Source organism: Desulfoluna sp. CLI2B (genome assembly GCF_056847375.1).
On the sequence record NZ_CP186557.1, the window covers coordinates 5,394,177 to 5,416,533 of the forward strand.

Below are 22,357 nucleotides of genomic sequence, written 5' to 3' on the forward strand. Positions count from 1 at the left end.
CCCGCTGGGGCTTAGCGGCAAAGGGGGAGGTTGATTTAAAGGGACCGCAACACCCAGCCCCACATTCCCCTTTTCGGCTGGTTTTCCCCTTAGCTTTACCCCTGCTTTAAAGGCAAAATACGAGCAAACACAAACGTTCCTCCCCATGACACATCCCTTAAGCCACATGGCCGCCGTTGATCTTTGCCCTGAATTCGGGGAAACTATTCAGATTGCTTTCTATGGTTAAAGTCGTTACCAAAAGCCTGCCTCCGGCGGCAAGGTGGGGCACCTTGAAACCCTATGGCGAATGCATGGAGGCAGTCGCCTTACACACGCTTTCGGGGGCATTCGCGTGGTGTGTGACATATGGCCATCGTTTTTGCAGAAAAGGCCCCTTTCATTATTCCGAAAACACGATAAATGGCACTTGGGATTCACTTGACTTAAACCGGGATAACTCCGGGGTATTCGTTTTTTGAAAAAGCTCCGCAAAAACATCCCGGTTGCATATCTGTTCGATGTGAAGCAATGGGCTTATCGGCAACGCTTTATAAAAGCATAAGCGTTTACAAGACCTGTTTGTCAAACCCAGATCATATAGTTTGGCAAAAGTTTGGCCCCCGGCAGGGCCGCCGGAGGCAAACAGATACGAAACAATTACATTTCGGACTAGCTTTTGAGCCGGCCATTCACCCTTTATTTACAGGAGACCTCCATGACCGATGTTACCCTCGACCCCCGACTGGACCATGACTGCTTCACCCTGGGCACCTTAAACGGGCTCTGCCTGCTTCTCATGAACAACAAAAAGGTCCCCTGGTTCATCCTTGTGCCCCCCACCCAGAAGACCGAGCTCTACGAGCTGGAGCCCCCCCTTCAGGAGGCCGTGCACAAGGCGGTCTGCACCCTTTCCCGCCTCACCAAAGAGAGCCTGGGCGCAGGAAAACTCAACGTGGCCGCCATCGGCAACGTCGTTTCCCAGCTCCACATCCACGTGGTGGGCCGCTTTACCTCCGACTACTGCTGGCCCGCACCGGTCTGGGGAGCCCCCGGCGCTGAGCCCTACACCGATACCGAGGCACAGGAGCTCATCAGCACCCTCAAAACACAGCTTGGCGACGATTTTCTATCGGCTTGAGTGTGACCTGCAGGACAAACGCATTTAGCTGTTTGCCTCCGGCGGCCCTGCCGGGAGCTAAACGTTTAACAAATGGGTCATAAAAAACAGTTACATGAATGCCGTTTTAAATGCAGATGTGATTTGACCCGAGGAACGAGGGGCAAATCACATCTGCTATCTGCTTTCAAGGTGGCACACCTTGCCGCCGGAGGCTGTTTTTTGGAGCTGAATAGTTACATGCGTTGGCCCTGGTTAAACCTGTGCCACCCGTGCGGTGCTGCCGGTTTCCCGGTCGGGGGTCAGGCGCAGGTGGTGGGTGATGCAGGAGAGGGTGTCGGTCTCGGTGTGGGTGACGTAAATCAAGGTGGTTTTTCCGCTCATGCCCACCCGGTCGGCCAGGTCGAGGACAAAGCGGCTGTTGGCATCGTCCAGCCCCTGGCAGGGTTCGTCCAGAATGAGGAGGGCAGGGGCCTTGATCATGGCCCGGGCAATAAGGACCATGCGCTGCTCCCCTGAGGAGAGGCTGCGTAAGGGGCTCTCTTTGCGATGGGAGAGGTTCATGGCATCGAGCCAGGCAAGGGCCGCCTCTTTCTCTTTTGGGGAAAACCGCCGGTAGGTGCCGATGGAGTCCGTAAGGCCCGAAAGGATGGCGGAGAAGGGTGTGGCAGAAGCTCTGTAGCCAATCTGGAACTCGGCGGAGAGGTAACCGATCTCTTTTTTGATCTCCCAGATGCTCTCTCCGGTGCCCCGCCTGCGCCCGAAAAGGGAAATGTCTTTGCCGTAGGCCTTGGGGTTGTCCCCGTTGATCATGGAGAGCAGGGTGGATTTTCCCGAGCCGTTGGGGCCGGTGATCATGAGGTGCTCCCCTTTTCTCAAGGCAAAACTCACCCCTGACACCACGGGCCGTCCGTTGTAGGCCACGGACACGTCCTGAAACCGAACCAGGGGCTCTCCTTCCATGAACACCGTGGCGTCTTCCGCCGGGACAAAGCAGGCATCGGAAAGCGCTGCAGGGGCCGAAGCGACCTTGGCAGGTCGCTTTTGGGCCCACCCTTTTGCAGGGCCGCAGTACACAAGGCGCCCCTGGTTCATCTCGGCTACATGGGTCACCCAGGGCATTACCTCCCCTTCTCGCCCCAAAATGAGCACCGGGGTCACCCCGGTACGGGACAACCCGTGGATGCGCTCTCCTAAAGAAGCTGTGGCCCCTTTGTCCAGTCCGCAAAAAGGGTCGTCCAGGACCATGAGGGTGGGATCTTTCATCAGGGCCCGGCAGATGAGGGTCTTTCGGATCTCTCCGGTGGAGAGAAAGCGCAGGCCCCGCTCAAACAGGGGAGCCAGCCCAAAGGATTCCCCCAACAGGCGCGCCTTGGGCTCGTCCTTCACCTGCTCCATGATAAACCCCAACGCAGACCGACCGGGGTCGATGCGATCCATGTAATCGGTGTCGTCTTCCCGGATTTCCCGCTCAATGGTGGCCAGGTGCTCCTCAAAGGAGAGGTGTCCCACGGCCTCGGGCATGCCCGTGAGGCTCCCCGATGTGGGCTCGGCCTTGCCGGCCAGCAGGGTTCCCAGGGCTGATTTTCCCGAGCCGTTGGGTCCGGTGACGGCCCATACCTGCCCCGGTGAGAGGGTGAGGTTGATGTCACGAAGCCAGGCGTTGCCTGCGATACGATAGTCCACGGATGAAAGTGTCATGTCCATGGGGCGTATATAGCACAGCCATGGACCAAACTTTAAGGGAGATTCTTTGCAAGCCTCCGGCAGGGCCGCCGGAGGCTGTTTTGAGCTGAATGGTTACGATTCTTTTTCCGTCCATTCCGCCCATTCTGCCCCAGGAGCCCTCAGTACATCGAGGGATATCGCCCATAGCCGGGTTGTGCCTGCCCATTTCTCCCCACCAAAGAGGGATCATCCCCCTCAAAACCACCATTACTCGACCCCAAACCAATACAAAACCCGAAAAACACATGACAAGACACCGATATTCACCACAACAACCCCTTCAAACGCCACACCCCTCACATCAGAACCGACTTTCCACCTGGTTTCCCTCATAAACGCGTGAAACACGCCACCAGAAGCCCCAATTGTTCATAACTTTTCACCTTTTTTCATCTCTTTTCCGCATTCCGTTCCCTTCTCCCACCCCTTCCCAAGGGGCGCCCGAGGCGCCATTTTCACCCAAACCCATTGAGATCCATAGAAAAACAGCCTTTTTATTTACAGGTCGGTATGGTAATTTTTTAAACAGGCCCAACGCCATGACCACCCCTTGAATCCGCCTCCCCACCCTTTTTCCACGCCCCCTTGCCCCATGGCTGGCCTGATGGTCGGCAACGAATGCCTCCCAGGGGTTCGGTTTCCATATTTTTAACAACAGCAGGACAACATGCGTATCACCTCGTCCCACAACTGCCGGCGCCACACCACGCCCCACCCTGGTCGCATCATCCGAGCGGGCCTTCTCCCGCTGCTGGCCCTTGTGCTGATGCTGTGGGGAACCTGCGGGGCCGAATCCCTCACCGTGGGGTTCCTTGCCGGGGGCGGGGGACTCGGGGACCAGTCCTACAACGACATGACCTGGATCGGGCTGGCCAAGGCTCGCGAGCAATACGGCATTCGCCTCACCTACGCACCGGCCGAAGAAAACGACGCCTCCCGGGCAGAGGCCCTGGACACCCTGCTCTCCGCCGGAGCCACAGTGGTGGTCTGCAACGGTGCGGGCCTTCTCCCCCTGGTCAAGACCGTGGCATCCCAACGCCCTGAGATCACCTTCATCATCAATGACCACCTTATCCAAGGCTATGACAACATCGTTTCCACCACCTTTGCCAACCACGAGGGGTCTTTCCTGGCCGGTGTCCTGGCAGGCGCCATGACCAAAACCCGACGCATCGGGTTCATCGGCGGGGTCCGCATGTGCGCCATCCGCTCTTTTCACATGGGGTTCACCCAAGGGGTCCGGTTCGCCAACCCCGAGGCCACCGTGATCACCCGCTACATCACCGAGGCAGGTAACTACTCCGGCTTCAGCGACCCCGATGCCGGCTACGCCCTGGCCGACGAACTCTACAGCCAGGGAGTGGACATCATCTATGCCGTGGCCGGGCTCTCGGGCAACGGGGTCATCCAGGCCGCACGGACCCACGACCGCTACGTCATCGGCGTCGACGCCGATCAGGACCACATGGCCAGGGGGCTCATCCTCACCAGCATGATGAAGCGCCTGGACCGGGCCTCCCTCATGGAGGTGGAAAAAATCCTCTCCCGACGCTTCCAGCCCGGAGAGAGCCCGTACAACCTGAAAAACGGCGGCGTCAGCTTAAGCCCCATGCGGTTCACCCGGGACATGATCCCCGAGGCGATCCACCGGCAGCTGAAGCTGGCGGAGTCCGACATCATCTCAGGAAAACTCACCGTGCACCGGTGCGAGGAGGCCGCCCCATGAAATCATTCATCCTTTTTCTGGCAGCCCTTCTGGTACCTGCAATCCCCGTCTCTGGCTCCTCCATCTCCGTGGGGTTTCTCGTGGGCCATTCCGGCATCGGCGATCAATCCTTCAACGACATGACCTACGCCGGTCTCATCAAGGCCAAACAGGACCTGGGCATCGACGTGGTGGTGGAGGACATGGAAAAATCACAGGCCGCGGCCGAACAAGCCATGCAACGCCTTCTCAAGCGACCGGTGCAGGTAATCGTGGCCAACGGGTTTGAATTCAAGGAGCTGGTGACCACCTACGCCAAGCGCCACCCCGACGTCTATTTCATCATGCACGATGTCCCCATCAAGGGCCTCCCCAACGTTGTCTCCACGGTGTTTGCCGTGGAAGAGGGGTCTTTTCTGGCCGGTCTCCTGGCAGCCTCCATGCCCGGCGCCCAGAAGGTGGGCTACATCGGAGCCGTGGATATACCGGTCATGGCCCCCTTTCTCACCGGGTTTCGCGCCGGGGTCCGCTACGCCTCTCCGGGAATCCCCATAGAGGTGGCCTTTATCTCCGAAGCCCCGGACTACAGCGGGTTCAATAACCCCGCCAGGGGACATGCCGTGGCCACCGAAATGTACGAGCGCGGTGCCACCACCATCTTTTCCGTGGCAGGCCTGACGGGCAACGGCGTCATCCAGGCGGCCCGGGCAGCCGACCGTTTTGTCATCGGTGTGGACTCGGATCAGGACCACCTTGCCGTGGGCCATGTTCTCACCAGCATGATGAAGCGCCTGGACATCGCCACCTACAAAGAGGTGGCCAAAATCGCCATGGGCCGCTTTCGCCCCGGCATTCGCCACTATGGCCTCCTGGAAGAGGGGGTGGGCCTGTCCCCCATGACCTACACCCGCACCCGGATCCCCGAAGCTCTCCTCGACCGCCTGGAGGAGGTGCGCCTGAAGATCATCGCCGGTGAGATCCGCCTTCCCCGAACCGCTGCCCCGCCAAAAGGAGCGCCATGACCTTTGCCTGGACACTCCAGCGAAAGATCACCACCGGGATCCTCCTGATCCTCCTGGTGGCCCTGATCCTGTCCGGGGCCCTGATCCTGGACAAGCAGCGGCACCAGCTCATGGGGGACCTCACCCGGCAGACCGAGCGGCTCACCGCCCTGGTGGCAGAGTTCAGCGTGCAGCCCCTGGAAAAATACAACTACTTCATCCTGGAAGAGGTGGCGTTGAGCGTGGAGCAGTTCCCCCAGGTGGCCTTTTGTGAAATCTACGACACCTCCGGCAACTCCCTCATCAACATCAAGACCATTATCCGCGGAAAAGATGTCACAAAAAAACAGCGCCGTACCGGCAGCAACATCCTCATCGCCTCCAAGGCCATCACCTCCGACACCGGCGTGCCCTTAGGTGAGGTCGAAATCGGGATCTTCACCGACACCGCCGTGGCCCAGCTCCGCATAGACGCCATCACATTGAGCGTGGGCAGCTTTCTCATCCTGGGACTGGTGGCCGTAAGCCTCCATCTTTTCCTGTCCAAGAGCATTGTCACCCCGGTAGTCACCCTCTCCACCATGGCCAAGGCCCTCTCCCGGGGGGAATTCGTCAAGCCCGATTTAGACGTCCGCACCGATGAAATAGGCGACCTGTGCCATGCCTTCCAGGAGATGAGCAGCAGCCTCAAGCACCTTTATGCCCACCTGGAAAAAGAGGTGGAGGAACGGACCGGGGAGCTTGAAGGGACCAACCGTCTCCTGCAGGAGAAGATCAAAGAGAAAGAGGCCATGGGAGAGGCCCTGCACAAAGCCAAGGAAGAGGCTGAAGTGGCCAATCGGTACAAGAGCATTTTCGTGGCCAACATGAGCCATGAAATCCGCACCCCCTTAAACGCCATCCTGGGTTACGCCCAGCTCCTCCAGCAAAAGGAGCTGGGTGACCCGGACACCAGCCACGCCGTGGACACCATTGAAAAGAGCGGAACCCACCTTTTGGGGGTTATCAATGACATCCTCGATTTTTCCAAGATCGAAGCGGGCCAAATGGACCTTCGGGTCATCCCCTTCGACCTCATGGCCCTGCTCACCAATCTGGACACCCTCTTTGCCCTGAGGTGCAAGCACAAAAACCTTGCCTGGGAAGTCTCGGGGCCCGAAGGGCGCATCTGCCTTCCGGTGGAGGGCGACGAAGGCAAACTTCGCCAGGTGCTCATCAACCTGCTCAACAACGCCGTCAAATTCACCGGCTCCGGCGCCATCCGCCTCCGAGTGCAAGAGACCGCCCCGGACCTCTTTCACTTCGAGGTCCGGGATACCGGCACAGGCATCCCCGACGGCATGGCCCGCCGTTTTTCTGCCCTTTCGCCGGCCACACCGACGCCCGGGAAGAGGGTACCGGCCTGGGCCTGCCCATCTCCGACAGCTATGTCCGGCTCATGGGAGGCAAACTGGAGCTGACCTCGGGCGAAGGCCTGGGAAGCCGCTTCCACTTCACCCTCAAGCTGCCCCAAGTGCCCATGGAAAGCCTGCCCGCGCCACCATCGCCCCCAAGCCCCAGGACCCTGGATAAAAACGGCGCCCTCACGGCCATGGTGGTGGACGACAACCAGCACAACCGGGACGTCCTTGCCACCATCCTCAAAGGGCTGGGCTTCGACGTCACCACCGTGGACAACGGACGGGACGCCCTGTCTCAGCTGGACACCCGCCCCACGGACATTCTCTTTGTGGACTACCACATGCCCGGCCTCAACGGCCTGGACACGGCCCGGATGGCCAGGGCCAGAAAAGATCCCGCACCCGTCCCCACGGTACTGGTCACCGCCGATGTCTTTGAACTCAAGGAGCAGCTCGCCCAGGAAGAGGGCATTGACCACTGCATTCCCAAACCCCTTCGCATCGATGACGTGACCCATGCTGTGGAAACCCTGCTCCCCGTGGCCTTCAAACCCGTTTCCAAACCACCGACCCCATTGCCCCCCATGGCCGTTGACCTGCCGCCAGACCTTCGCCGCGCCGTGCGGGAGGCAGCCCGGTTCGGAAAAATCAGCGAACTCAAAAAGCTAATGGAACAACTGGACGGAGAGGCCAAAGAAACCATGACCCGACTGATGCGAAAATACGACATGGACGGCATCATCGCCCTGATGGATGCAGCCGCCCAAGGAGATCCCCATGCAGACCCCTGACGAGCACACCCCCGCCCCTCCGAGAATCCTCATCGTGGACGACAAGGCGGAAAACATCGACCTCATCATGAAAATCCTGGAACCGGAAGGGTACAACCTCGCCTTTGCCACCAACGGCACCAAGGCCATTGAGGTGGCCCGGCACTTTCTCCCGGACCTCATCCTCATGGACGTGATGATGCCCCCGGGCCCCGACGGGTTTGCCACCTGCAGTGCCCTCAAGGCCGATGCCCTCACCGAAGACATCCCCGTGGTTTTTGTCACGGCCAAGGGCGAGACCACGGCCATTGTGGAAGGGTTCCGATGCGGGGGCCAGGACTACATCCCCAAACCCTTCAGGCGGGAAGAGGTCCTCTCCAGGGTCCGCACCCATGTGCAGGTGCGCCTCCTCATCGCCAAACAGGCCCGGCTCATTGAAGAGCTCCAGCAGGCCCTCTCCCATGTCAAAACCCTTCGCGGCCTCCTGCCCATCTGCGCCTCCTGCAAAAAAGTGCGCGATGACGACGGCTACTGGCACCAGATCGAAAAGTACCTCTCCACCCACTCAGAGCTGGGGTTCACCCACGGCATCTGCGCCGACTGCGCCAGACGCCTCTACCCCGACCTCGACCTTTCAGATCTCTCCGATGTCCCCGACGACAGCGTGTGACCGCCCTAAAAACGCATGTCGTAAGCACCAAGGCGACAAAACCATGGCCACGGGTATCATTCAGGCCCTGAAACAGGGGTATCCGGCACGTCAGAAGGGCAAAGGGGTGCACCAAAAAAGAACAAAAACACATCATACACCCCAAACACAAACCATACGCCGCACCCGCCCGACCAAAACACATCAAAACCCATCTACAACCAGCCAAAACCCAGCCAGAACAACTCCAAAAACAACGTTCAGAGAACGCCCCCATTGTTCATAACTTTTGCGTTTTTTTGAACAATCCGTTGCCTCCCGCATTTTTTGAGGTTGCAGTGGTCTGAAGGCCGTGATATTGGTCATACCAAAAAACATCTTCATGGAGTATTGGTATGACCAAAATAGAGACGGAGGGCCGCCTCTTTCACACGGTGGCCAAAGCCATTGCCGCCCGCATCCAGAGCGACGAGTGGCCGCCGGGCACCCGGCTTCCCTCGGAGCGAAGCCTGGCCGAACACTTCGGCGTCTCCCGGAGCTGCATCCGAGAGGCCATCCGGAACAACGTCTCCCAAGCAGCAAGAATGGTCGAAAACACGCAGGGGAGCCGGGACCTTTGTCTCCGAGCCTGACGAGTCGGCCCTGGCCGCCCACCTGGCCCGGGTGGTCCCTTTGAAAACCGAACGCCTCGCAGAGATCTTCGACGTCCGGCGCATCATCGAACCCCAGCTTGCTGCCCGGGCAGCCCTTCACATCACCGAAGACCAGCTCGTCCGCCTCAAGCTGCTGGTCTTTGAACAGGAAAAACGGGCCCTGGCAGGCGAGACCACCGAGGACATAGACCAGGCCTTTCACCTCTGCCTTGCCGAAGCATCGGGCAACAGCATCCTGCTCAATGTGGTGAAAAACCTCACCTCCATCCTCACGGAGTCCCGCACCGAAGCACTCCAGACCCCCGAGCGCAGCCGCCTGTCGGTCATCGCCCACGTGGAGGTCATCGATGCCCTGGAGCGGGGAGACAGCGCAGGGGCCGAAGCCGCCATGCGCCGCCACCTTGAAACCGTGGAGCAGGCCGTGTTTGAAGGAGAGGAGTCACAATGGCCTCCGGCGGATAGCTGATTGTCCCTGTGGTTCGTCCCTGGTTTTTCGGGGTGAAATGATTCGCCAAGGCTTCCGCAAAGCCCAAGCTAAACCTGTTTGTTCAACGTTTGAAACGTTTCGCCCCCGGCAGGACCGCCGGAGGCTGCTTTTAGAATCCAGAATAGGACAATAAGGGGATTATGCTGACATCGTTTATGATTTACGCGGTTGTGGGCGCCATCGCCGGCGTCCTGGCAGGACTCCTCGGCATCGGGGGCGGTCTGGTGATCGTGCCCATGCTAGTCTTCAGTTTCACCCTTCAGAACATCCCCCAGGAGCTCATGATGCACCTGGCCCTGGGCACCTCCCTGGCCAGCATCATCTTCACGTCGGTCTCCAGCTTCCGGGCTCACCACAAGCGCGGTGCCGTGCGCTGGGATGTGTTCAAACGCATCACCCCGGGCATCATCGTGGGGACCTTTGCCGGGTCCTGCGTGGCCTCCACCCTCCCCACCCACATCCTCAAAGGGATCTTTGTGGCCTTTCTCTATTACGTGGCCACCCAGATGATCCTGGGCAAAAAACCCGCGGCCTCCCGGCAGCTTCCCCGCACCGCAGGCATCTTCGGGGCAGGGGGCATCATCGGTTCCTTTTCCAGCCTCGTGGGCATCGGGGGCGGCACCCTGTCGGTTCCCTTCCTCACCTGGTGCAACATCCCGGTCCATCACGCCATCGGCACCTCGTCGGCCATCGGCCTGCCCATCGCCCTGGCAGGGGCCTTCGGCTACATCCTCAACGGCCTGGGCACCCCGGGCCTGCCCGACCTCTCCCTGGGTTTTGTCTACCTCCCGGCCCTTTTCGGCATCATCTGCTTCAGCGTCCTCACCGCCCCCTTGGGCGCCAAACTCGCCCACAGCCTGCCCGTAGACAAACTCAAACGCATCTTCGCCATCCTCCTCTACGTGGTGGCCACCCGCATGCTCATCAGCGTGTTTTAAGACAAAAAAACGCCTCCGGCGGCAAGGTGAGCCACCTTGAAAGCAGGTTGCCATTGCGCTTTTGCCCTTCGTTCCTCAGGTCAAAAGCGCAATGGTATTCAAACCGGGATTCGGGTGTATGCGGCCCGGACCACAAACGTCCCAATAACAGGATACGTTACCGTAGCGTGACGACGATCGGCATTAATTAACCATACCTCCAGAAAGATCGCCGGAGGCAACTACACTGACTAAATAAAAAGGCCGTGTGTCACCCCATGGGCGGCACACGGCCTCTTTTATTTCAACGTTCAAGGCAGCCCAGAAACCGGTCACCCTTTGCGGGCGAAGCCCGTCAGCGAATGTGATCGACCTGAGGAACGAAGGTCGGGAGCATTCGCGAACCTGGGGTCAAGGGGCTTGCCCCTTGCCGCCGGAGGCTTGTTTTTTCAACCACGTTGCCCGTTACGAAAGCCTTTTTTGACCGCCCAACCCGTAGCCGGTCTCGCCGTGGAGGACCTGGTCGAGTCCGATGACTTCGGACTCTTCGTCCACGCGGAAGCCCAGGGTCTTTTCGATGACGATGCACAGGACAAAGGTGACACCGGCGGCCAGAAGGATGGTTGCGCCCATGCCGGTGAGCTGGACAAGGAGCTGATCAAAGGGGCCCCAGGCTTTTCCTGCGGCGGCGGAGGCCTCGTCCATCCAGCTGTCCCGGATAAAAAAGGAGAGCATGAGAACGCCCAGGCCGCTGCCCACGCCGTGGATGCCGAAGCAGTCCAGGGAGTCGTCGTAGCCGAGTTTGGGCTTGAGGGTCAGGGCCCAGTAGCAGAGGCAGGACGAAAGAGCCCCCAGGATCAGGGCACCGCCAGGCTGCACCACGCCGGCGGCCGGGGTGATGACCACAAGGCCTGCCAGGATGCCCGAAACAAAGCCCAGGGCCGTGGCCTTCTTAAAGATCCACGCCTCGATGGCCAGCCAGGTGAGGGCGCCTGCGGCGGCGGAGATCTGGGTCATGGCCAGGGCCCGGGCCGTGTCCAGGCCGCTGCCCAGGGTGGAACCGGCGTTGAACCCGAACCATCCCACCCAGAGGAGGCCTGCGCCCATCATGGTCATGACAAGGTTGTTGGGGTGAAAGGCGGTTTTCGGAAACCCCTTGCGGGGCCCCAGGTACAAGGCGGCCACCAGGGCACTGATCCCTGCGGAGACGTGGATCACCAGCCCCCCGGCAAGGTCGATGACCCCGGCGGCACCGGTGTTTAAAAGCCAACCGTCCGGCGCCCAGATCCAGTGGCACAAGGGGGCGTAGACAAAAAGGAACCACAAGGCGATAAAGGCAATGTACCCCCTGAACTTGACCCGCTCGGCAATGGCCCCGCTGATCAGGGCCGGGGTGATGATGGCAAATTTTCCCTGGAACATGGCGATGATGTAATCGGGGATCCCGCCCGTCACCCGGGAGTCGATGCCGGAGAGCAGAAAATAGTCCGGGTTCCAGCCCCAGAACCCGCCCAGGATACTCTCTCCAAAGGTGAGGCTGTACCCGCACACCACCCAGAGCACCCCGATGACGGCCAGGGCCACAAAGGTGTGCATCATTGTGGAAAGTACGTTCTTGGTCCGCACCAGCCCGCCGTAAAACATGGCCAGGCCCGGCACCATCAAAAGCACCAGGGCCGTTGAGATCAGCATCCAGCTCGTACTGCCCGTGTCCACCCCGTCCCCAGTGAGGGCAAAGGCCGCCCCTTTGAGCGTCGCCCATGCCCCAGCCGCCATCACCGCTGTTCTAACCCAATGTCTCATCGTTTATCCCCATCAGAAAGTTCACAATAAGTCCCTTACGAAAAATTTCGTCATGATTTCGGGGATATCCCCAATCAAGTTTCGTGCCATCACCACGGCCTGACACGTCATCTCGAAATTCAGCGTTTCCATTAAAATCCACACACGGCAACCCCGCAAACAAAGTTACACTTATGTAATTCACAAGTCGTATTGATTGCAGTTTTGTTGTTTTTCGCCCCTCGATAAAACCTTTAAAAGACGTAACTATTCAGCTTATGCCTCCGGCGGCCCTGCCGGGGGCTAAACTTTTGCCTGATTTTATAAAGGCGGGTTTAACAAACAGGTTTTAAAAAATCATTTTGAGTGAATTTTTACTTTAAAGGCGGATGTGATTTGACCCGAGGAACGAGGGGCAAAACACATCCGCAACCTGCTTTCAAGGTGGCACACCTTGCCGCCGGAGGCTGTTTTTTTGAGCTGAATAGTTACTAAAAGACATGCCTTCGATTCAAAAAACGGCCTCCGGCGGCCAAGGGCTGAGCCCTTGGATCCCAGGATCGCAAATGCTCCGGGGCTAACGCCCCTACACATTTGCTGACGGAGGCACGCTTTTTGAGCACAGCCCTTAGTCGCTCTGCTTCATCTTTTTGAGGCGTTTGCTTAAGGCGGGCTGGGAGATGCCGATGAGGCGACTGGCGATGGACTGGTTGCCGTCGGCACGCTTCATGGCCTCGGTCACGAGGAGATCTGTGACGTCATGGACGGAGGGCAGGGATTTGGTGGCCACGAACACGCTGTCGTCCTCAAGGAGGGCTAGGGCTTGGCGTTGGTCATGGGCGGGCAGGGTCATGGAGCCGATCTTGCGTTTAAAGGCATCCAGGGAGAGCATTTTTGCCTTGTGGGTACTCACGGCGTCATGGGCCATGGCCTGGAGTTCCCGGACGTTGCCGGGGAAGGGGTAGTTGGCAAGGAGGGTCTCCAGCTCCCGGGGGTAGGTGGGCCGCTTTTTGCCCAGGGCGTCGGCGGCTTCGCCGAGGAAGTGGTTCAGGAGAAGGGGAATATCCCCTTTGCGCTCCCGCAAGGGGGGGATATGCACGTGGTGGGCGCAGAGGCGGTAGTAGAGGTCCTTGCGGAACTCGCCTTTGGCCTGTTTCTTATCCAGGTCCTGGTTGGTGGCCACCACGATGCGGGCGTTTAAGCGCTTGGGCCGGTCGCTCCCCAGGGGGTAGTACTCTCCGTTCTGGATAAGGCGAAGCAGTTTCACCTGGGAGGTGACGCTCAGGTCCCCGATCTCATCGAGGAAGAGGGTGCCCTGGGCCGCCTGCTCCACCATCCCTTTGCGTACCCCGTGGGCGCTGGTAAAGGCCCCGGGGGCGTGCCCGAAGAGGGTGTCGGAAAAGACGTTGTCGTCCAGGCCGGCCACGTTGATGGAAATGAGGGGCCCTTCCACCCCGCTGAGGCGATGAGCGGTATGGGCAAAGAGCTCTTTTCCCACGCCGCTCTCCCCGGTGATGAGGATGGGCATGGCGCTTTTGGCCACGGACTCCATGTACTGGAACACGGCCCGCATGGCTTTGTCGCCGGTCAAGATCTCTTCAAAGGCGTCCGGGTGTTCCAGGCGGTCGTGGAGAAGGCGACTTCTGATCTCCTTGTGCTCCTTGGACATCTCCACCATCTGAATGGCCCGGTTCACGCCCATGACCAGGCGGTCCTCCTCGTTGGTCTTGACGAAGTAGTCGTAGGCCCCCAGCTTCATGCACCGCACGGCCGGTTCGATCTGGTTGATGCCGCTGATAATGATCACCACCACATCGGGGTGCTCCTCGATGATGGACGACAGGAGCTTGTCCCCGGAGAGCCAGGGCATGTTCAAATCCAGGAGCACCAGGCCAAAGCCCCCTTGGGACAGGATCCCCATCACCTCCCGGCTGTCCTGGCAGCGGGTGAGGTTGTTGATGCCGGCCGACCGCTCCAGGGCGATGGAGAGGCTTCGGATAAACGGCTCTTCATCGTCAACGATCAGCACCTTGAATGAGGGGTAGAGGGATTTTTTGGGAATCACGGTCACATCCTTTTGAACATGGGGAGTCGAAGGGAGACGGTGGTGCCTTCGCCGGGCTCGGAGGCAAACGACAGCACCCCGCCGTGTTCGTTGACGATGGTGGTGGACACCGAAAGGCCCAGTCCGGTGCCGCCGGTGTCCCGCTTGGTGGTAAAAAAGGGATCGGTGGCCGTGGCAGGTGGCATGCGGTTGATGCCGCTGCCCTGGTCGCGCACCTCCAGGACCACCCCTTTGCGGTCCGGGCTGTTGAAGGTCTGAAGGGAGATGGCCTGCTCCGGTGCGGTGAGGGCCTGGCAGGCGTTCAAGATCAGGTTTACCACCACCTGCTCGATGCGCTGGGGGTTGCCCCGGACCTTGTACAGCCCCTCGCCGCAGGAGACCGAAAAAGAGTGGGTGGCCTTTTTGATGGAGTTATCCACCAGCCGCGTGGCCGCACGCACCACCTCGTTCAAATCCATGATCTCCATCTGGCGGGAGTTGTCGATGCGGGAAAAGTCCTTCAGGTCTTCCACGATGTGCTTGATGCGCTTGCCCCCGGCCTGCATTTCCGCCAGCATGTAGGGGATCTCCTCACGCATGCGGGTGTACTCAAGGCCCCCCACCCAGAAATCCCCGTGTTCCTGATAGTAAGCCTCCAGAATGGGCCACAGGTCTTCGAAGGAGTCCATGATCACCGGGGTGTTCAAAAGCACCAGGCTGTTGGGGTTGTTGATCTCATGGGCCACCCCGGAGACCAGAATCCCCAGGGAGGCCATCTTGTCCGCCTGGATGAGCTGCTGCTGCTGGAGATGAAGCTCCCGGGTTCGGTTTTCCACCTCCCGCTTCAGGGTGCGGTTCCACATGAGGATGGCGCCCATCATCAGCACCAGGGGGATCACCACCACCATACTGAGCTTGATGATGCGCGTCCACGACGGGGTCCTCGGCTCCAGGACCCCGAGCCACTTGTCATAGATCTCCTGGTACCGCCCCGTGTTCTTCAAAATGGAGAGCCCCTCGTTCAGCCGGGCCTGAAGCTCTGCATCCCCTTTTTTTACGGCGTAGCAGTACTTGAAGCTCACCGCGGTCTTGCCCGAGGTGACGATGTTGGAGAGGCGGTGTTTGCGCCCGAGATAAAGCCCCGGCAGGTTGGCCACGGCCGCGTAATCGTGTTGGCCTGCGGCCAGCATCCTCAGGGCGTTGGCATGGGTGTCCGAAACAATAACCTTGATGCCGCCGTGCTTGACCAGGGTGTCGTGCATGGATCCGGCTTCCTGGACAATGACCTCGGAGCCCACCAGGTCGTCGACGCTCTTGGCCGGCCTGGAGCCTTTGCGGTAAAAAATGGATTGGTGGATCAGGGCGTGGGGGACAAAATCGAACACGGACAGTCGCTCTTCGGTGAACACCGTGCCCGGCAGCATGTCCACTTCCCCATGTTGAAGGGCGGTGCGCATCTCGCTCCAGTTGCCCAGGCGGATCTCGATGTTGAGGCCCATGACCTCGGCAATGGCCCGAGTGAGCTCCACGTTGTAGCCCTTGGGATTGCCCTCTTCATCCAGGTACTCATACGGGGGATAGTAGTAGTCGCCGCCCACGATGTAGGTTTTGTTACGAAATGTGCGGTGGGGCCCGGGCGGCTCGGGGGCCCAGGGCCTGGGCCAGGAGAAGAAAAAGCAGAAAAAGGGCGGCGCACCGTGCTGCCCACGGGCACTTGGGGCCGTGTGACACGGCCCCTGAAGCAAAATAACGACAACCTCTCATAACCGACCTGTTCCTTGGGTAAACCATTGATACCTGTCCTTGGTTATGGCCCCCGAGGGCTCTTCTGTCAATACGGGTTTCATCTTTTCAACCCCTTGCCCCAGATGGCAAAAGCCATACAAAAAAGGGAACGATTCAGTGGCCTCCGGCGGGTCGCTTTTTTTAAAAAAGCTCCGCAAAAACGTTTCGGTTGAATCTCCGGTACGTATACACCGGTCGGATTGCCCATACCTTTCGCCGGTCCGAGGCGTTCACGATGACCTGTTTATCAAACCCAACCTATATAACCATGGAAGGCGGTGTCGGGCTGAATAGCCATCCAAACAAAACGGGCCGGACACCTTATTTCCCGGCGGGAAAAACGCATCCGACCCGTTTCGTCAGACCTTACAAGAAAGACGGATTAGAGCTCCACGGAGGCTCCCTGTTCCCAGACTGCCTGATCAAGTTCCCCTTCGGACTTGGCCACTGCGCAGGTCACGGCCAGGTCGCCGGTGACGTTCAGGGAGGTTCGTCCCATGTCCAGCAGGGCGTCGATGCCGAAGATCATGGCATAGGCTGCGGCAACAGCGGAGCCGGGCTCGACTTTAAGGCCCACGGACTCAAGGACCATGAGAAGCATGATGGCACCGGCACCGGGGACCCCGGCAGAACCGATGGAGATGAGAACCGCGGTGGCAATGACTGTCAGCTGCATGTCCAGGGCCAGGGGAGCGCCGATGGCAAGGCTCACAAAGATGGCGCAGACCCCCTGGTAGATGGCGGCACCGTCCATGTTCAAGGTGGCGCCCAGGGGCAGGGAGAAGGAGTAGACCCCGCGGGAAACCCCGAGGTTCTTCTCGGCCACTTCCATGCTGACGGGAAGGGTGCCGCCGCTGCTTCGGGTCACAAAGGAGGTGATGATGGCCGCGCGGGCTCGGGAGAGGAACTCAAAGAAGTTGATACCGTAAAGGGTCAAAAGGCCGCCGTAGACAAACACCGCATGGCAGATAAAGGAAGCGTAGACGGTAAGGGTCACCAGGGCCAGGGGGCCGAAGGCCTGGGCTCCCTGCTTTCCGAAGACCACGGCGATAAGGGCAAACACACCGATGGGGGCCACTTCAAGGATCCAGCCCACCACCTTGTACATGACCTCGGCGCCGCCTTCAAAAAAGGCAAACATGGTCTGGGCGGCGTTTTGAATTCGGTCGTCGTCGCTCTCGCGCAGGTGAGAGAGGCCGATGCCGAAAAAGATGGCGAAGAAGATGGTGGGGAGCATCTTGCCGGAGGTGATGGCTCCAAAGGGGTTGGTGGGGATGATGTTGAGCAGGGTATCCACCATGGAGGGCGGAGTCACGGACTTGCCTTTGGCACCGGCAATGCCCACCAGCTCCATGCCCGAGCCGGGGTTGAAGAGGTTGGCAAAGACAAGGCCGATGGCCACGGCAAAGGCCGAGGTCAACAGATAGAGAACCAGGGCCTTGACGCCGATGCGTCCCAGGCGGGAGGGATGCACGCTGGCCGCGCCCACCACCAGGGTAAAGATCACCACCGGCATCACGATCATTTTCAGCAGACGGACAAAGGCGGTTCCCAGGGGTGCCACGGCCGCGATCTTGGGGCCGAAGATCAAGCCGGCCACTGCACCGGCCACCAGGCCGATGAGAATACGGAGCAAAAGGTTTGTGTTGAAATACCACCCAAACAGGCCTGATTTCTTTTCACTGCTTATCTGTGTCATGTCTATTCCCCATCTTTGATGAATAAAACTTAAATGCAACCCAAATTAATTTGATTGAATAGAAGTAGAGCACAGACAATGCCAACCGCCCCGTTAAATGCATGACCCCCTGTTATCACAGGCATATTTTCCATTAAGGTGCTCCCTGCGCACCCTCGGAAGGGATATAACCTGTTGAAAGCGCCGCCGCCCGGTACATGGGTATCCGCCACAAAAACCAGACAGATACCCTGCGTCCCCCAGGTTATAACGGGTCGCAGGTTATAAGGGTTTGAAAAAAGTGCAGGGGTGCTTATCTTCTAACATCCGAAAGCCCGATTCCCGGCTTTCAGCCCCCATGAATCCCCCACCCAAGGAGGTACCCATGAACTTCCAGAACGCCCAGTTGCCTCCCGGCGCAGAACGCGCCGGTGCCACCCCCACCATGGACGAAACCACAATTGCACCGGGCATCCTTGCAAAGCATATGGCCCCCAAGGCAAGTGCGGGCTTCTCGTGGTGGAAGAGGGGGCCTGCCAGTTCGTCTGGGAAGACGATCAGGACCACCCCATCGACTGCGACCCCGATCACCCCGTGGTCATCTTTCCGGAGCGCTATCACCACGTGGTGATTACCGGTCCCGTGAAACTGCGGGTGGAGTTCTACACCCTGCCCGTCACCCTTCAAGGGCTCGATTCCAAGGCGTCCCGTCCCGGGGAGGATTTTATATAGCCCTGTGATTACCCATTGAAATCCATCTATTGCTGTGCAAAAACAGGGGAGACATGGCCGCGTTATCCTTGCGACCGCCTGAGGCAACCCACCACCCCAGGAGCCCGCGATGAAACTGCTTTTCCCCCACCGCACCTTCCAAGAAAGCTCCCATGCACCACGGAGCGTGATTTTTCTGACACGCGTCCTGGCTGCCCTTCTCCTGCCGGTGCTGTGTCTCATGCCCGCCCCCTGCACCGGAGAATCAGCCGAACCCATTGTCCGGGCCGCCTTTGACTACTGGCGCGGGGAGGCCTCCGTCTCCCGGCTCACCATGACCATCCACCGCCCCACCTGGCAGCGCACCGTCTCCCTCGACGCCTGGACCCAGGGAGAATCCGAGAGCCTCTTTGTCATCAAGTCCCCGGCCAAGGACAGGGGCAACGGTACCCTGAAAAAAGGGCGGACCATGTGGATCTACAACCCCAAGGTCAACAAAATCATCAAGCTGCCCCCCTCCATGATGAGCCAGAGCTGGCAGGGCTCGGACTTCTCCAACAACGACCTGGCCAAGACCGACAGCCTCATCTACGACTACACCCACAGCCTCACGGGACAGACCACCCAAAACGGCCACACCATCTATAACGTTCAGTCCGACCCCAAGCCCGACGCCCCGGTCATCTGGGGCAGGATCACCCTTGAGATCCGGGACGACCACATTCTCTTGAAAGAGACCTTCTTTGACGAAGAGCTGGAACCGGTGAAGGAGATGACGGCCTCGGATATCCAATCCGTGGACGGTAAGCTCTTTCCCATGACCTGGAAGATGGCCAAGACCGACACACAGGACGAATACACCGTCATGGTCTACGACGCCCTCACCTTTACCCGGGAACTCCCAGCCAACACCTTTACCCGGGCCAACCTGATCAAGGTGGGAAAATAAGGGCCGCAAGAAAAACCCATTTTTTTTCGTAACTATTCAGCTTATGCCTCCGGCGGCCCTGCCGGGGGCTAAACGTTTAAAAAGTTTAACAAACAGCTCATAAAAAAAGGTACATGAATGCCGTTTTAAATCCAGATGTGATGTGACCCGAGGAACGAGGGACAAATGACATCTGCTATCTGCTTGCCGCCGGAGGCTGTTTTTTGGAGCTGAATAGTTACTTTTTTTCTTAACCTCCCGCCCCCATGAGGCCTTTCAATGAACACAGACATCGCCCTTGCATGGCGGAATATCTGGCGGAATCCGAGGCGCACGCTGCTGACCATTGCAGCCATTGCCTTTGCCGCGCTGCTTCTGGTGTTTATGCTCTCCTTTCAGTTTGGGACCTACGAGACCATGATCAACGCCTCGGTCTCCTTGCGCACCGGGCATCTTCAGGTGCAAGCCAAAGCCGGGAGGTGCGCCTGGCATTGAACTGGGATGATGAAACCGAAGCGGCTCTGCTGGACGGGGACCTGCGGGTGGTGGCCGCAGCGCCCAGGGCCAACGGGTTTGCCCTGGTCACCAGCGGCAGCCGAACCTACGGGTGCATGGTCACGGGGGTGGACCCGGAGCGCGAAAAGAAAGTCTCCACCCTGGCAGCCATCATCCGGCAGGGAAGCTATTTCAAAGGGGAAGACGCGGCCCTGGTGGGGGAGACCCTGGCCCGGAACCTCAAGGTGGGGGTGGGGGATGAGCTGACGCTTCTGGGACAGGGCCGGGACGGATCGGTGGCGGCCACGGTGGTGGCGGTTCAGGGAATCTTCGAGTCGGGGCTGGATGCCTATGACCGCAACGTGGTGCTCCTGCCCCTGGCCTTTTTCCAGGATCTCTTTACCATGGAAGGCGGGGTGCACGAGGTGGCCATCCGGGCCAGCAGCCTGTCGGAGGTGGCGCCCTTGAAGGCGAAGCTCAACGCCAAGCTGGCAGAGCTGCCCCACAACGGGCCTCCCCCGGTGGCCCTGGACTGGATGGATCTCATCCCCGGGCTTCTCCAGAGCATCCAGATGGATCTGGTGAGCGGGCTCATCATGTACCTGATCCTCATTATTGTGGTGGCCTTCAGCATTTTAAACACCTTTGTCATGGCCATCTTCGAGCGCACCCGGGAGTTCGGGGTGATGATGGCCATCGGCACCACCCCGGGACGCCTCATGGGGCTGGTCTTAACCGAATCCTTTTTCATGACGGCAACGGGCCTTGCGGTGGGCATCGCCTTCGGAGCCATCCTGACCCTCTGGTTCGAGTCCCACGGCATCCTCATCCCGGGAAGTGACCAGATCATGAAGGCATACGGCATCAGCGGCCGCCTCTATCCCAAGCTCTCGCTGCTCTCGGCCACCATCGGCCCGGTGGCCGTCCTTGCCATCACCTTGTTTTCCGCCCTGTTTCCCGCCCTGAAGATCCGGAACATGAACCCCGTGGAGGCGATGCACCATGCATAACGAACTGGCCTGGCGCAATATCTGGCGCAACCCGAGGCGCACCCTGGTGATTACAACGGCCGTGGTCATCGGGATCTGGAGCATCATCCTCTTAAGCGCCCTGACCCGGGGCATGCAGCGGGAGATGCTGGGCAACGGCATCAAGACCCTCACCGGCCACATCCAGATCCAGCACCCCGAGTACATGGACGATCCGGTGGTGGATTACTCCCTTGGTGAGGGCGCCATCGACAAAGAGGCCCTCTCGACACGCCTTCCCCGGGGAAGCCACTGGACCGGTCGCATCCGCGTAGGGGCCGTGGCTGCCAACGCGCGCCACTCCGGCGGGGTGACCCTTGTGGGTATGGACCCGGAGCGCGAGCCTTTTGTCTCGTTTATCGGCGGGGCCGTCACCGAAGGGCGCCCCCTTAAGGCCTCGGACAAAAGCAAGGTGGTCGTGGGACGGGCCCTTCTCAACGCCTACGAGGCCAGGATCGGTCACAAGCTCATCCTCATGAGCCAGGACACAAAAGGAGAAATCGCCTCCAAAGCCTTTCGCATCGTGGGGGTCTTTGACGCGGACCTGGAAGCAACCGAAAAGACCTATCTCTTTGTCCCCTTTGGGGCTGCACAACAGATGCTGGGACTGGGGGACCGCCTCTCGGAGGTCTCCATTGTGTTGCCTGAGATGGGAGAAGAAAAGGAGGTGGCCAGGACCATAAGCCAGGCCCTCAACACCGAGTCCCTCTCCGTCACCACCTGGCAGGAGCGCCTGCCCATGCTGGCCGCGTACCTGAAACTATCGGACTCCTTCATCTACATCTGGTACGGGGTGGTCTTTATTGCCATGGGCTTCGGCATTGTCAACACCACCCTCATGGCTGTCTTCGAGCGAATCCGGGAATTCGGCCTTATCCGGGCCCTGGGCATGAGCCCTTCGGGTATCATCCGGGGGGTTCTCCTGGAGTCCCTTTTCCTGCTGCTCCTGGGCCTTACGGCAGGCAATATCCTGGGTATTGCCACGGTCTTTCTCATCGCCATTCACGGCATCGACCTCTCCGCCCTTGCCGCGGGAACCGAGATGTGGGGCATGCCTCGCATCATCATCCCGGTGCTCACCCCCACGGACATCCTCACCGCCAACGGGGTTATCGTCACCCTGGGCCTGGTTGTCAGCCTTTACCCGGCAACCAAAGCAGCCCGCATCACCCCGGTGGAGGCCCTCCGGTATACATAACAGCTGGAATGATCGCGATTTTCATAAAATCGCACCCGGGTCCGGTGTGGCCTGTTGACTGGGAATCCCCTGGTTTTCCGGCCGGGTTCGGCCTTCCGTACCATGGCCCGTTCAACATCGAAAAATCAACGCATCTTAAACATTGACAGGGCACCCATCAACCCCTATAAATTACAAGGTTTACCCAAACATTCATTCCCATGGGCCCCCTTGTATTCACCGCCGTTCTGCACCCACCATCGCCTCCTTCTCCGCCACAGACAGCCCCACCTTCTTTCTGTTGCCGCACCAGCGGTTGC

Annotated in this window: 17 protein-coding genes and 1 pseudogene; 13 read left to right on the plus strand and 5 right to left on the minus strand. The window is 59.4% G+C overall.

The window, feature by feature from the left end:
- Positions 1 to 697 precede the first annotated feature (697 nt).
- Positions 698 to 1,120 carry an HIT domain-containing protein gene (locus tag ACOYW2_RS25145; RefSeq protein ID WP_482768346.1) on the plus strand — a complete coding sequence of 141 codons (423 nt, stop codon included), beginning with the start codon at positions 698 to 700 and terminating at the stop codon, positions 1,118 to 1,120.
- Positions 1,121 to 1,354: 234 nt separating this feature from the next.
- On the opposite strand, the gene ACOYW2_RS25150 is transcribed toward ACOYW2_RS25145, so the two are convergent.
- The gene (locus ACOYW2_RS25150) at positions 1,355 to 2,800 is read right to left on the minus strand and encodes an ATP-binding cassette domain-containing protein (protein ID WP_482768347.1); all 1,446 of its coding nucleotides are present in this window, start codon (positions 2,798 to 2,800) and stop codon (positions 1,355 to 1,357) included.
- A gap of 694 nt (positions 2,801 to 3,494) precedes the next feature.
- On the opposite strand from ACOYW2_RS25150, the gene ACOYW2_RS25155 reads away from it, so the two are divergent.
- The 7 genes and pseudogenes from ACOYW2_RS25155 to ACOYW2_RS25185 all read left to right on the plus strand — a co-directional run bounded on the left by ACOYW2_RS25155 (position 3,495) and on the right by ACOYW2_RS25185 (position 10,430).
- On the plus strand, positions 3,495 to 4,553 hold the full coding sequence (locus ACOYW2_RS25155; RefSeq protein ID WP_482768348.1) for a BMP family lipoprotein: 1,059 nt from the start codon (positions 3,495 to 3,497) through the stop codon (positions 4,551 to 4,553).
- Positions 4,550 to 5,554, plus strand: a complete 1,005-nt coding sequence (locus tag ACOYW2_RS25160) for a BMP family lipoprotein (protein WP_482768349.1) — start codon at positions 4,550 to 4,552, stop codon at positions 5,552 to 5,554. Before ACOYW2_RS25155 ends, ACOYW2_RS25160 begins: the two co-directional genes overlap by 4 nt.
- 460 nt (positions 5,555 to 6,014) lie before the next feature.
- A pseudogene (locus ACOYW2_RS25165) lies at positions 6,015 to 7,721 on the plus strand (histidine kinase dimerization/phospho-acceptor domain-containing protein); the annotation flags it as partial.
- Positions 7,711 to 8,373 carry a response regulator gene (locus ACOYW2_RS25170; protein ID WP_482771087.1) on the plus strand — a complete coding sequence of 221 codons (663 nt, stop codon included), beginning with the start codon at positions 7,711 to 7,713 and terminating at the stop codon, positions 8,371 to 8,373. The pseudogene ACOYW2_RS25165 and the gene ACOYW2_RS25170, both read left to right, overlap by 11 nt.
- A 374-nt stretch (positions 8,374 to 8,747) precedes the next feature.
- A complete protein-coding gene (locus tag ACOYW2_RS25175; protein WP_482768350.1) occupies positions 8,748 to 8,984 on the plus strand; it encodes a winged helix-turn-helix domain-containing protein in 237 nt (78 codons plus the stop codon).
- A 40-nt stretch (positions 8,985 to 9,024) separates the two neighbouring features.
- Positions 9,025 to 9,471 (plus strand): FadR/GntR family transcriptional regulator, encoded by a 447-nt coding sequence (locus ACOYW2_RS25180; protein ID WP_482768351.1) that lies wholly within the window; start codon positions 9,025 to 9,027, stop codon positions 9,469 to 9,471.
- Positions 9,472 to 9,632: 161 nt separating this feature from the next.
- Positions 9,633 to 10,430, plus strand: coding sequence for a sulfite exporter TauE/SafE family protein (locus tag ACOYW2_RS25185; protein WP_482768352.1), 798 nt, complete (start codon positions 9,633 to 9,635; stop codon positions 10,428 to 10,430).
- 444 nt (positions 10,431 to 10,874) lie between these two features.
- Here ACOYW2_RS25185 and ACOYW2_RS25190 read toward each other — a convergent pair whose 3' ends face one another.
- The 4 genes from ACOYW2_RS25190 to ACOYW2_RS25205 form a co-directional block, all read right to left on the minus strand.
- Positions 10,875 to 12,212 (minus strand): ammonium transporter, encoded by a 1,338-nt coding sequence (locus ACOYW2_RS25190; protein ID WP_482768353.1) that lies wholly within the window; start codon positions 12,210 to 12,212, stop codon positions 10,875 to 10,877.
- 607 nt (positions 12,213 to 12,819) lie between these two features.
- On the minus strand, positions 12,820 to 14,256 hold the full coding sequence (locus ACOYW2_RS25195; protein ID WP_482768354.1) for a sigma-54-dependent transcriptional regulator: 1,437 nt from the start codon (positions 14,254 to 14,256) through the stop codon (positions 12,820 to 12,822).
- 2 nt (positions 14,257 to 14,258) lie between these two features.
- Entirely contained in the window at positions 14,259 to 15,833 is a 1,575-nt protein-coding gene (locus tag ACOYW2_RS25200) for a transporter substrate-binding domain-containing protein (RefSeq protein ID WP_482768355.1), read from the minus strand.
- Positions 15,834 to 16,402: 569 nt separating this feature from the next.
- Positions 16,403 to 17,719 carry a dicarboxylate/amino acid:cation symporter gene (locus ACOYW2_RS25205; protein WP_482420474.1) on the minus strand — a complete coding sequence of 439 codons (1,317 nt, stop codon included), beginning with the start codon at positions 17,717 to 17,719 and terminating at the stop codon, positions 16,403 to 16,405.
- 495 nt (positions 17,720 to 18,214) lie between these two features.
- Between ACOYW2_RS25205 and ACOYW2_RS25210 the strand changes: the two genes are divergently transcribed.
- The 5 genes from ACOYW2_RS25210 (at position 18,215) to ACOYW2_RS25230 (ending at position 22,058) form a co-directional block, all read left to right on the plus strand.
- The gene (locus ACOYW2_RS25210; RefSeq protein ID WP_482768356.1) at positions 18,215 to 18,430 is read left to right on the plus strand and encodes a hypothetical protein; all 216 of its coding nucleotides are present in this window, start codon (positions 18,215 to 18,217) and stop codon (positions 18,428 to 18,430) included.
- Positions 18,431 to 18,539: 109 nt separating this feature from the next.
- Complete coding sequence (locus ACOYW2_RS25215) at positions 18,540 to 19,358, plus strand: outer membrane lipoprotein-sorting protein (protein ID WP_482768357.1); 819 nt, start codon at positions 18,540 to 18,542, stop codon at positions 19,356 to 19,358.
- 258 nt (positions 19,359 to 19,616) lie between these two features.
- Positions 19,617 to 19,832, plus strand: coding sequence for a hypothetical protein (locus ACOYW2_RS25220; protein WP_482768358.1), 216 nt, complete (start codon positions 19,617 to 19,619; stop codon positions 19,830 to 19,832).
- Positions 19,829 to 20,842 carry an ABC transporter permease gene (locus ACOYW2_RS25225; protein ID WP_482768359.1) on the plus strand — a complete coding sequence of 338 codons (1,014 nt, stop codon included), beginning with the start codon at positions 19,829 to 19,831 and terminating at the stop codon, positions 20,840 to 20,842. Before ACOYW2_RS25220 ends, ACOYW2_RS25225 begins: the two co-directional genes overlap by 4 nt.
- Entirely contained in the window at positions 20,835 to 22,058 is a 1,224-nt protein-coding gene (locus tag ACOYW2_RS25230; RefSeq protein WP_482768360.1) for an ABC transporter permease, read from the plus strand. The genes ACOYW2_RS25225 and ACOYW2_RS25230 overlap by 8 nt, the downstream gene beginning before the upstream one ends.
- Positions 22,059 to 22,357: the final 299 nt, after the last annotated feature.